This window comes from Termitidicoccus mucosus (genome assembly GCF_038725785.1).
Taxonomy (GTDB): Bacteria; Verrucomicrobiota; Verrucomicrobiia; order Opitutales; family Opitutaceae; genus Termitidicoccus; species Termitidicoccus mucosus.
The window spans coordinates 6819632-6831376 of sequence record NZ_CP109796.1; the positions used below are offsets into that span (position 1 = coordinate 6819632).

Consider the following 11745-nt stretch of genomic DNA (forward strand, 5'->3'; position numbering starts at 1 on the left):
GCGGTGCGCGTAGAAAACCAAGCCTTCCATTGGCCGATAATTCAATTAACGACGTTTTGCGGCCGTCCGGCGAAAAAAGCATGAAGGTTGTCAATCGCCGTGTTCAGCAGCCGTGCGCGCGCTGCACGCGTCGCCCAAGCGATATGTGGCGTAATCACGCAGTTGCGCGCAGTGAGAAGCGGATGTTTAGCAGGTGGAGGTTCACTTGACAGCACGTCGAGACCGGCACCGGCGAGTTGTCCGGAATTCAGTGCTTCTGCAAGCGCCACTTCATCAATAAGCATGCCTCGGCTGGTGTTTAGGAGGTAGGCAGTCGGCTTCATCCAGCCAAGCGTGGTTGCATTGATTAGGTGGTGTGTGCTATCGGTGAGCGGACAATGGAGGCTCACGACATCTGCGGCCCGTAGCACGCGTTCGAGCTCAGTCCGCCCGCCAGCACGGGTGGCCTGAATCACAATCATTCCAAAAGCTTCACCAATGCGAGCGGTGGCCCGACCAATCCGACCGTCGCCTATGATGCCGAGGGTAAGCCCGGCCAACTCGATCAACGGCGTTTTCCAGTAACACCAGTCATCGTTTTTTGTCCACTCACCCTCACTGACGCTTTGCGCATGAAGACCGGTTCGCTGCGTCAACTCCAAGAGGAGTGCAAAGGTTTGCTGGGACACTGAGAGAGTGCCATAAGCCGGAATGTTGGCGACTGGAATTCCCCGTGCGCGTGCAGCCGCCACATCAACGATATTGTAGCCTGTGGCGAGAACGCCGATATAGCGCAGATCAGGCAGCCATTCGAGCGTGGCAGCAGATAAAGGTGTCTTGTTTGTCAGAAGCGCGGACGCATTCCGTGCGCATGCGACAATCTCTGCGGCATCAATACGCGGGTGAATGACGCATGCGCCCAATTGTTCAAGGGCGGACCAAGAAAGATCGCCGGGATTAAGAGCATACCCATCAAGCACGACGATGCGAGGAACGATTGACATAGAGTGAGTTTAGAAATGGTGGCAGGAGCGAGAAAATATACATGTAATATATAAATGCCTCCGGATTTTCAAACCGCGCTGCGGCGAAGGCGTTCACACCGAGGATTCGACACTACGCGACCGGGAGGAATCGAGACGTTGACGGTCACGGCCTCCCCAGGACGGCATTGCACAGTTGTGCCCGCAATCAATACCGCATGCTCTCGTCGATTGGATGGCGCAGCGGTGATGGTGACCGATGCAGATGTGATCCGCACTTGGAATACATCGCCACGATAGGCAAAGTTGAACTCAAGACTCTTCCACTTGCGGTAGAGTCGGGGATTGATTACAAGTTGGTTCTCGTCCGCGTTCACACCGCCAAAACCGAAGATTGCCGTCATCCATGCGCCGCCGTTTGCCGCCGGATGCGAGCCGCCCATAAATACGGTTCCAACGTAGACCTTGTATTTGGCTTCGAGATCGATTTTGGCCGTTTTCAGGAAATACTTGTAAGCAAAGTCAAGCTCACCGAACTCAGTTGCAAGCATTGCATACGCGCAGGCGCTCAAACTGGAACCGTGCTCGGTGCGCGGTTCGTAATATGCCCAATTCGCTTTCTTGATTTCCGAGCTGTAGCAGTTTTTGAAGAGATTCAGCATCATCACTACGTCGGCCTGCTTGATAATCTTTGTCGGTGCCGCCAGCCCCTGTGCGGTGCCAAGGTATTCGTTTGGGTGGAGCATCAGCGTCTTGATCTCATTTACAGGCATATCGTTCAGCCGAAAATAGCCATCGAATTGCTCGATCACACCCGTTGCGGGGTCGGGCTCGGGAACAAACAGGTGTTTTGCCGCATCGCGAAAATATGGTAGCTCAGCCTCAATGTCTATTTTGTCGAGAACCAGCCGCAGCGCTTCGGGATGTTTTTTCTCCAGGTAGTCGACGGCCGCACTGGCGATGGCAAAAGTCTCCTTTGCCACACGGCTCGTGAAAGCATTGTTGTTGATGCGCTCGTGATATTCGTCCGGACCGACGACATCAATGATCTCGTAGCGTTCTTTCTCCTTCTTGAAGTAAGCGTATGAATAGTAGAATCGGGCGCATTCAAGAATTACCTCGGCGCCACCTTCCAGAAGCAATGAATCATCGCCGGTGATCTTGAAATAATGCCACATCGCAATCGCCACATCGCCGCTGATGTGAACCTGTTTGTCGCGAAAGTATGTGCGCAGTTCGCGGCCGGTAAGGGGATCGCCAACGTTGAAATACGTGCACGCCTCGTCGCCTGTATCCTGGCTTTCCCATGCGTAAAATGCCCCGCGATAGCCCGGCCCTTCACTCCTCGCTTTTCGCCGGGCACCGTCCAGCGTCTTTATGCGATAGCGCATCAGCTCAACCGCCTTTTCCGGATATGTATGGAGGAAGAATGGAAGCATGAACATTTCCGTGTCCCAGAAAATTGCTCCTTTATAGACCTGTCCTGACAACGCGCGTGCGGGGATCGAGTTGGCGCTGCCGTTCACCGGTGCGACCATCAGCAATTGCAGGATGCTGTAACGCAGCGCGTGTTGCGCTTGATGGTCGCCATCGATGCGCACATCGCAGAGCTCCCATTTCTTCGCCCACGCCGCCTCGTGCTTTGCGAGGCAGGCGGCGTAGCCGAGTGCCTTTGCCTGCCGAACGGTCTCGATCGCGGCTTGCGGGAGAGGTTTGCCGACGGAATCGTGATCGGTAAAGATCGCGAAATATTTGTGGAATGTGTAACTTTTCCGCGGCTCCATCCGCAGGCGGACTATCCGAAGGTTGCGATTAGCCGTGAACGTCCGACTCTCTTCGCCGAACCGAAGATCAACCGCCTCGGCAACCTGCACGCGCTTTTCGCTTTCATGCGTGAGGCCCTGCATGAGCAGGATTCCATCCCGGGCATCTGCCGTCAGACACGCAAGGTGGGGACCGTTTAAATCCCAAATGTTGCCATCGATGCCGGTGTGGATTGTGACATTCGCAGCCTTGTCGCAGGTGAAGCTAAACTCGATTACGCCGAGGTTCGGCACATCTGCGCTGAGGAAACGCGACGACCTGAGCGTGAGTGTTTTCGAACGTGAAACGAAGACGGTCTCGCGTATGAAGAGCGCGCTGGTGAAACGCAGCGTCTGTTTGTGCCGCTTTACCTTGCGCCCGAGCGCGGAAAGTTCGACGCCATCGAGGGTAACCCGGGTGAAACCGCCGTTCGGCGCGTTGACGGGCTCGCGCCAAGCCGAGCCGACCCGGTCGAAAATGCCTGCTAGGGTAATGCCGACCGCCTCCTCCGGACCGAACTCGTCCAAGGTTCCGCGATAGCCCATGTAGCCGTTGGCGATCTGGTAAACATTGCCGCGGCGCATGAGGCTTTCCTTGTCGCCGGCATGGTCGCTGGTGCTGATTTCCCACAAGTTTTTCATATCTGTTTCGCAATGCGTTTTATTCGCGCCAGCCGGTTGATTTCCACCAGGTCGATCTGGGCGAGATCGCTGACGACAACGCCGGCGCCATGCTCTCGCAGCTCGCGCGCATTGTCCTCCCGCGCGACGCCGACCACGAACGCGAACCCACCGCTGGCCCCGGCCTGCACGCCGGAGACGGCGTCCTCGACTATGATCGCGCGCGCGCAAGGCACGCCGAGATTCGCGCACGCTGTCGTAAAAATGTCCGGCGCCGGCTTGCCTTTGAGCCCAAGTTCTTCCGAGACAATGCCATCAACCACCGTCGCGAATAGAGGTGCGATTCCGGTCCTTTTCAAGATCGTCGCGGAGTTCCTGCTTGAGGTGGCCAAGCCGACGCGGATGCCGTCGTGGATCATTCCCCGGATCAGCGCGATCGTGGAATCATAAAGGGAAACACCCTCGGTCTCGATCATCTGGTTGAACTTCTCGTTTTTCCGGTTGCCCAGCCCGCAAACCGTCTCGGTGCCGGGCTGGTCGTCGGGCGAACCGCCCGGCAGATCGATGCCGCGCGATTTCAAGAATGATTCGACGCCTTTGTAGCGCGGCTTGCCATCCACGTGGCCGAGATAGTCGCGCGCGTGTGTGAATTCATAAAACGGCTCATGGTCCCTCGTCTCACGTCGGCGCAGGTATTCATCGAACATCTGCTTCCACGCGAGCGAGTGAACGATAGCGGTCTTTGTAATGACGCCGTCCATGTCGAAAATCGCGGCGTCAAACTCACGGCGGGCGGATGGCGCGACAAGGCGCTGCCGGGCAACCGTTCTTTCGTTTGGAGACATAATGAGCGATAAAATGTGGACCGGACTAGATCGGTGAGTCGTTAAGTGGCGGGGCACCCGGTTGGACTGCGGCGCCCCGTCGCATATTCGAAAGCAAGCCCGCTCCGCAAACGGAGCGGGCCGCTCATTTCGTTTGAGACTTGGATGCCGGCCGCACCACGACCCGATATAGGGCACGCGCGCGGCCTTGCGCCTCAAAATACCAAGCGAGTTGTGAAGGCGAATTCCCGGGGCGCGCCATAGGTCGAATTGCCTTCGGCATAAACACGGTCGAACAAATTTGTGACCGCTATGCTGAAAACGGCCTCTTTCCCGCAAATCTTCGTCTTGTAGCCGATGTTGGCATCGGCGACATAAAAGCTCGGGTAAACACAGCCCCAATTCGCGTTATTTGCCTGCGGCATCTGCGACGACTGGTAGCGCACGCCCGCGCCGACAGACCAGCCCTTGAGTTTCCCACGGGTGAAAGAGTATCGTTGGAAAATCCGAAGCGTATCGTCCGGCGAATTCTCAAGCGGACGGCCATTCAATATTTCATAGCTCATTCTGATGGTGGGATCGTTACTCACCGGATCGGACACGGTAAGCTTGTTCGTGGTGAGGTGACTCGCGGCAAAAATGACGCTGTAATTTGGTATCGGCGTCCAAATCAGATCGGTTTCAAAACCCGAGGTTTTGTTGCCGTCGATCGGCATCATCCAGCCAATATTATAACGCACGTCAGGGCGCTGGGTGTCGGGGTTGGGATCCACTTCCGTGCCGATGTTGCGCGGGTCGGCGGCGATCCTGCCGACATCCGCCACCATGATGTTACCACGAACGAGATTGAACCATGCGACACTGCCGGTGAGTTTGCCGTTAAAAAGTGAAAACTTGACGCCAAGTTCGTGGCCCTTGCCGGTGGTGTTCGGGAATGGATTGTCGCGGATTTCCTCGGGAGTGATCAGCACAGTCGGCGGTGCATACGTTGTTTTTGCGATTTTGGCGCCTGTCTGAATTGTTTCACCGAAGTTGTAGCTGCCATAGAGATACACATCTTTCACGACTCGCATGACCACCCCGTACATCCAAGAGCTCGTGTATGCGTCGGGAACCGAGTTTCTCTGGATATTATCGCTGCCCAGCGGATAGTAGGTTACGTGTCCATTGTGGTCCTGCCAGTCGGTCACGTATCCAGTCCGGTCGCGCCTGAAGCCGCCGGTAAACGTGAATCGATTCCAATCCACCATGCCAACGGCATAGAGCGCGCCGGAGTGCGTGCGACGCTCATTCTGGCTTTCCACCCCGTCACCCTTTGTCTCGCCTTTCCAAGCGTGGGTAACATCCGGAAAATTATGGAAAGCCGGGTCAAAATAGTTGAAGATATTTGCGCCGGTCAGGGTCGTTGGCGAGCCCTGCACGTTCGGCGATCCAAGCACGGGCGTCTTGGTGGACAGATCCCATGCGCCCGCCTCGAGCGTGCGATATTCGACGGCTCTCTGCGCGCCGAGCAAACCTTTAAGCCCCACGTAACGCCACGTCTTGTGCAGCGCGAATTCTATTTTCCCGTCGTAGTTTTCGTTATTCAGGCGAAAGCCGTCGCCGGGGCCGGAACCGATGGGCGTGCTGCCGTCGCCGTATATCCGGTTGCCGAACCAATAATAATAGTTCATCATATAGGTGTTGATATAGCGCCCCTGCACTTTGAGATCGAGCCAGTCCGTGATGCTTGACCTGCTCTCCAGCTCCCACAGGTTCACCCTGGTCTGGAACGGCGCGTTGGGGCCATAGTAATTATATTCCCTGCCGCTCGGCGCGTTGCCTTCCGTCAGGGCCTCGCCCTGGCCCAATGAAATCCACTTCCCCGTCGCGTTGTAAACGTCGGTGCGCAGATTGCCGAAGGCACGGCCGATGCGCGTCTGATATTCGGCGATAGTGAAGGGCACCCCGGATAGGGCTCCGGCGCGTTTTTTCCCTTCGTCGAGAAGGTATTGCGGGGGATTCAGGAATGTGTCGCGGTAGAAACTCGTTGACGCGACGTTTTGCGAGACAAGGTTGCCCGTGGCGTTGCGATACTGATACTCCAGCCGGATGTCGAAGCGCCTGCTTGGCCGCCAGAGCAACTGCGGATTAATATACTGGATGCGGGCGTCCGAGTAGTCGCGGTAGCTATTGCGCACATCGTGGCTGCCGATGAGGCGATAGGCCAGCGTCTTTGTGATCGGCCCCGTGCTGTCAAATGTCTCTTTATGCGACCTGTGGGAGGCCGCCCGGAACGAGACTTCGTTGAACCTGTGGAAAATCGGTTTCTTCGTGATGACATTGATTTCCCCGCCCAGCGTCGCGCCGCCGACGAACACCGACATCGGGCCTTTGGCCACCTCGATGCGGTCGACGTTTTCCGTGTAGAACCCATAGGTGAGTTTGAGCCCGTTGCGGAATGTGCCATTATAGGGCTGGCCGCGAAAACGGTTCAGATTTGGACTGCTATTGCCCACTGTGCTGCTGCCGCCGGACACGGCGCCCGGCGCTTGATTGCCGTCAGCCGTGTGGGGATCAAAGGACAGGCCGCTCACATAACGCAGCGCGCCGGCAAACCCCTCGAGGTCGGCATCCTTCAGAAATTCGCCAGTGACCACGGTGATCGGCAGCGGCGTCTTCAGCAGGGATTCGGCCATGCCGGTCGTCGAGACGGAGTTGACCACGCGATAATCGCTGTCTTTTTTGTTTTTGACCTCGAAGACCGACATCACGACCGTTTCATCGTCGTTGTCCGAAGTCTCATTTGCGGACGTTGTGGATTGGGCTTGCGCCCGCGACAGACACGGGGAAAGCCACATCGCCAGGGAACATGCAAGGATGCAGGAGGAAAACCAAGATTTCATTTGGGTATTTGGAGATAGTTGGGTTACGGATTTCCTTTGTGAGCGGCACAAAAGATTACAAAGAGTTTTAAGAAAAGCGATTTGGCTTTGACGGCCATTCGTCTTTTAGTGAAAACGTTCATATGTCTCAGACTAACGTTACCCTGACCCAAGTTGCCCGCGCTGCCGGTTTCGCGGTCTCCACCGTGTCCTATGCATTGCGTAATGCCGCCAATGTCCCTCCGGCGACGCGGGAGAAAATTCAGGATGTGGCACGAAAGATGGGCTACCAAGAGAACCCGCGCGTCGCCGCACTGATGGCCCACATTCGCCAATCACGGCGGGTTGCCGAGGGAGAGTGCCTCGCGTTTGTGTGGATCGATACGCCCGTCGATTCCGCCTTTCCCCATTCAGCTTGGTTTGCCGGAGCGCGACAGCGCGCCGAGCAACTTGGCTACAAATTGGAGGAATTCCGGCTGAGGGAAGCCGGTGGGTTGAGTGCCCAACGTCTCGCCGGGGTTTTGCAAGCCCGGTCGATCAGTGGGGTAGTCATTTCTCCTCTCAGCCAATACGCCAGTTTTAGCATCGATTGGGATGTCAGCGCATTTTCGATCGCCATCATCGGCAATGCGCAGGCCAGTCCCGAATTTCATCATTCGGGACATCACCACTTCGCCGGAATGCAAATGGCGCTGACAAAGCTGCGTGAAGGAGGCTGCCGCCGAATCGTTGCGGTGCTTGACACCGTGATGAACGAGCGCGCTAAAAGGGCCTGGTCGTCCGCGTTTCTCGAGCATTACCCCGCGCCATCGCAAGCCCGGCGGCATCTGCTCCTTTCCACCCCGGACAACACCGCGAAGTTGGTCCGAAAGCTATCCCTCCGGCCTGGGCCGGAAGTGATAGTCACGACCAGCGGTGTTTTGGATCGCCTGAAAGAAACACGGGGATTTCGGATACCGGCATCGACCAAAATCGTGCTTTTAGACTGGCGTCCCATTTTCCCGAAATTCGGCGGCATTGAGCAAGGCGAAGAAATCATCGCGGCAAATGCCGTCGATCTTGTCGTGGGCCAGCTCCAGCGCAACGAGCGCGGCGTGCCCGAGCAAGTGAAGATGGTGCTATTTCCGGGTCTCTGGCATCCTCCGCCTGGGCTTTAGGAGGTGCTCTCGCTATCACAACAATGGCGTGGAAAGTGTCTCCAAATCATTTACCAAATTGCGAGTATTCCCCAGCCCGCTGCGCGGCAAACGCGCAACCGAGACTCACGATAGCAAGAAGAAAAAGAAACAGCATAAGAGCGAATGGCGGACGCATTCATTGCGCGCAACCTCGTCTGTCTTGGCGCAATACGACGACGCCTCGCTGCAACCGGCACGTCATTTCACGTCCGATGCCTGCTTGGCCTGGGTGGCGGGTGTTGCTGCCGGAGGCGGCGAGGTGCACAGTTGCTACGAGGCGGGCTCGTTCGGCTATGTGCTGCATCGCTGGCCCGGTGCCGACATATCATGCGCGCGGTCAATGCGTCATTGCGATTTTTCAGTCATAAAGTCCATCGCACGTCGATTTCGATCCATGGAAAAACGGGAGAGACGATTAGTTATCGTCGTGCGGGCAGTCGTGGGTAGATGACCTGGCGGCTGATGTATTCGACGCCGTTGATGATTTTTTTCCGGCTGGTGACGTGGGCGACGGCGGACGGGCGGGCGACGGCGGGCCGGGTGCCGAAGACGGATGACGGAACTGGCAGGATGCCGAGGGCGGCCTCGTAGTCGTTGCGCAGCGCGGGCACCAGCCTGGCTTTGGCTTGGGCGTCGGGTTTGGCGGGCCCGGGCAGGCCGATGTCCATCGCCCAGTAGCCATCGAAGACGGGCGGGCGTCCGGTGAGCGGGTCGAGGGTGGCCTTGTACCAAGGGGTGAACGCCTGGATGTAGCCTTCCTGATACCGGCCCAGCATGTAGGTTTCGAGTTCCTTTTGCCTTTGTTTGTTTTCGATGGCGTTGCCGATGAGTCCGCCGACGAGGGCACCGCCGACGGCAGCCCCGGTTTTGGTGAGGGCATTGCCCTTGACGGCGGTTCCGGCCGCCCCGAGGGCGGCGGCGCCGATGAGGGTGCCGATTTCGGCATGGAGCTCCAGAGAGGAGAGGCAGGCGGCGGCGAGGCAGGCGGGGAGCGTTTTTTTCAGGCGGGCCATGATGGGGAAGGGGAGCGGGTTGCGAATGAATTTTCCGGATTATATTTTATGAAATCAAAGTCAGGAGTCCCCTGACGAACAGCGGGAGGATGAGAAGGGCTCCGAATACAAAAAGGCTGATTTTGATATCCTTGAGCTGTTTTTCCTGGACCAGAAAATAGACCAGGGTTGCGATCAGCCCGGCGATGCCGCCGAGCATGCAAATGATGAGCACGATGTTTGCGATCTTGATGGCGTTTTGCAGCCATTGCATGCTTTCGGCCTGGCTCATGGCAGTGGAGTAGTCGAAGCCGTCGAGTCCCGCCGCAAAGAGGTGCGGTGTGAGCAGGCAGCCCAGAATGGCGAGGCACCAGCGTGGGAAAATTTGTGATTCCGGGATTTCGGGAAGTCCGGCAAGACGGGTGGCAAGGCGTTTGAATTTATTCATGGTTCCGCCGTGTATGCTATTTTTTGTTTTTTTTCAGAAATCGGGCCGGCGTCCGGGCCCGGGTTGTTTGATTTGGAGCTGGAGCAGCTCCGGTTTTTGGGTGTTGTCGCTGGCGAGCAGGGCGGTGACGGGCAGGAGCAGGGCGAGGCTTTTCGGGACATGGCCGCGGGCGGGGTTTTCGGGGATGGGGATGACGGTCAGGCGGAAGGCGGCCCCGCCTTGGAGGGACAGGGTGGGGATTTCGGTTCCGTTAAAATCATGCCGGGTGGCCCGCAGGGAATGGATTTCGGGCTCGCATTTGAGGATGGCGTGGAAGTGCCGGGGGATTTGTCCGGTGGCGAGCAGGCCTTCCAGCAGGCTGTTGAGGCAGAAGGTGCCCGGGTTGCCGAGGATGGGCAGTTTGAAAGGCCCTTCGATGACGGTTTCGCCGCCGGGTTTTTTTAGGATTTGGGCGGAGAGGTTTTCCCGGAGCAGTTCGATCGCGCGGGTTCGCAGCGGGGCTTCGAGTGCCGCGGGCAGTTTTCGTCCGGCGGCGTCGAGCGGCGCGCTTTTTTTGAAGGCGATAAAAAATCCCGCCATGAGCAGCAGGAGCAGCCCGGACGTGGCGGCGGCCTTGGATTTCCCCCGGGCGGGCAGCCCTGCGCCGAGGAAAATGACCGGGCCGGTGAAGTAGAGGACGGTCAGGATGGTTTTTTCGCCAGGGAGCAGCCATGCGAGCGGGAGGTTGAAAAATCCGATGGCGGAGAGGATGGCGCAGCCGGCGAAGGTGGCGGCCCAGGCGTGTTTTTTCGCGGGCTTGAGGATGAGAAAAAGGATGGAGGCGGTGAGCCCGGGAATGATGGCGGCGCAGAGCCCGGCGGTAAAAATGTGCATGTGATTATTATGATATTTTATTGTTTATTGCCGGGATTATTGCCGGCGGGTTTTTGATAAAAAGGCCGGGGTATTATTCCCGGGAAAATATCCAGGCATGTTTGATGAGGATGCGGTTGAGCAGGCCGTTTTTGATGACAGGGATGACGGGATGGGCCGGGTCGATGGGGTGGCGCTGGATTTTGCGTGCCAGGCCGCCGGCGAGTTTGGGATGGGCGGCGGCGGACAGGATGAGCGCGGCGGGGCTGATCGCATGGGTGGCGGCCAGATCGCGCCAGGCGGCGCCGGCGAGTTTTCCAAACCGGGCCAGCAGCCGGGCCTGGTCGTTTGATTTGTGCAGATAGCGGGTTACATCGAGGCTTTCGAGCCGGTTGGGCTTGGTGCGGGTGAGCCAGTCGGCCCAGGTCACTTGTTCCTCGATCAGGGTTTCGACGGTTTCGAACGGCAGTATCTGGAGGCGATCGCTTCCGGTTTCATGGATTGTGCCCGCGAGGGTTTCGCACGGGTTTGTCCCCCCGGTGATGACGCGGGTGATTTCGCGGGCGCGGGTTTTGCGGTCCGGGCGCGAGAGCAGGTGGCGCAGTTGCGGAGTGACGCCGTTTTTGCCTTCCTCGATCAAAAGCGATTGGCCGGGCCCGGTGGAAATGCTTCCGGCTTGGTCGAGTGTTTCCAGTGTTTGTCTCAGGGTAAAGATGACGCCGGATTCGCCCGCGGGTGGGGGAGGGGCGGAAATTGGCGGGCTGGGCGGGCCGGGGCGGGGCCGGGTTTGGTGGATCAAGGTTTCGAGGATTTTGGAAGTGATTTCGGTCTGGAGCAGGCTGGTGAGGCCGGGCAGGCGGAAGGGGCCGTCGGGCGTTTTTTTTGAAAGTTGTCCCAAGCCGTCCACGAGGATTTGTTTTTGGGTTTCCGCGTCCCCCAGATCGAAGTATTCAAAAATTATTTCCGGGGATTCTATTTTCCAGGTTTCGAGTTCCAGCCGGATGTTTCCGCCCAAATTCCAGAGCCGGGCGCGGATGACTTGGGGTTCGCCGCAGGGGGAGAGTCCGGCCTCGTTTTTGAGGATGCGCAGGCGGATGCCGGTTTTTTGGAAAAAATCTTTTTTCGGCTCGGCGTGGAGGGCGTCGAGGGAGCGGATGGCGGATTCGAGGGAATGCATATCGGAGGGCCTGGTTTGGTTTCGG

The 11745-nt window shown here is 57.8% G+C and carries 9 protein-coding genes; 1 reads left to right on the top strand and 8 read right to left on the bottom strand.

Going from position 1 to position 11745, the window contains the following annotated elements; translation table 11 throughout:
- Positions 1-41: 41 nt before the first annotated feature.
- The 4 genes from OH491_RS24110 to OH491_RS24125 all read right to left on the bottom strand — a co-directional run bounded on the left by OH491_RS24110 (position 42) and on the right by OH491_RS24125 (position 7094).
- The gene (locus OH491_RS24110; protein ID WP_068768672.1) at positions 42-983 is read right to left on the bottom strand and encodes a D-2-hydroxyacid dehydrogenase; all 942 of its coding nucleotides are present in this window, start codon (positions 981-983) and stop codon (positions 42-44) included.
- Between the two features lie 68 nt (positions 984-1051).
- Complete coding sequence (locus OH491_RS24115) at positions 1052-3406, bottom strand: glycosyl hydrolase family 65 protein (RefSeq protein WP_068768671.1); 2355 nt, start codon at positions 3404-3406, stop codon at positions 1052-1054.
- The gene (locus OH491_RS24120) at positions 3403-4230 is read right to left on the bottom strand and encodes an HAD family hydrolase (protein ID WP_068768670.1); all 828 of its coding nucleotides are present in this window, start codon (positions 4228-4230) and stop codon (positions 3403-3405) included. Before OH491_RS24120 ends, OH491_RS24115 begins: the two co-directional genes overlap by 4 nt.
- A 194-nt stretch (positions 4231-4424) precedes the next feature.
- On the bottom strand, positions 4425-7094 hold the full coding sequence (locus tag OH491_RS24125) for a TonB-dependent siderophore receptor (RefSeq protein WP_084441807.1): 2670 nt from the start codon (positions 7092-7094) through the stop codon (positions 4425-4427).
- A gap of 122 nt (positions 7095-7216) precedes the next feature.
- On the opposite strand from OH491_RS24125, the gene OH491_RS24130 reads away from it, so the two are divergent.
- Positions 7217-8230, top strand: a complete 1014-nt coding sequence (locus tag OH491_RS24130) for a LacI family DNA-binding transcriptional regulator (protein ID WP_068768668.1) — start codon at positions 7217-7219, stop codon at positions 8228-8230.
- Between the two features lie 440 nt (positions 8231-8670).
- Here the strand turns inward: OH491_RS24130 and OH491_RS24135 are convergent, their stop codons facing one another.
- The 4 genes from OH491_RS24135 to OH491_RS24150 form a co-directional block, all read right to left on the bottom strand.
- Positions 8671-9264 carry a glycine zipper domain-containing protein gene (locus OH491_RS24135; RefSeq protein WP_068768667.1) on the bottom strand — a complete coding sequence of 198 codons (594 nt, stop codon included), beginning with the start codon at positions 9262-9264 and terminating at the stop codon, positions 8671-8673.
- A 46-nt stretch (positions 9265-9310) separates the two neighbouring features.
- Complete coding sequence (locus OH491_RS24140) at positions 9311-9691, bottom strand: hypothetical protein (RefSeq protein ID WP_068768666.1); 381 nt, start codon at positions 9689-9691, stop codon at positions 9311-9313.
- Between the two features lie 33 nt (positions 9692-9724).
- On the bottom strand, positions 9725-10564 hold the full coding sequence (locus OH491_RS24145) for a hypothetical protein (protein ID WP_068768665.1): 840 nt from the start codon (positions 10562-10564) through the stop codon (positions 9725-9727).
- Between the two features lie 73 nt (positions 10565-10637).
- On the bottom strand, positions 10638-11720 hold the full coding sequence (locus OH491_RS24150) for a hypothetical protein (RefSeq protein WP_068768664.1): 1083 nt from the start codon (positions 11718-11720) through the stop codon (positions 10638-10640).
- Positions 11721-11745: the final 25 nt, after the last annotated feature.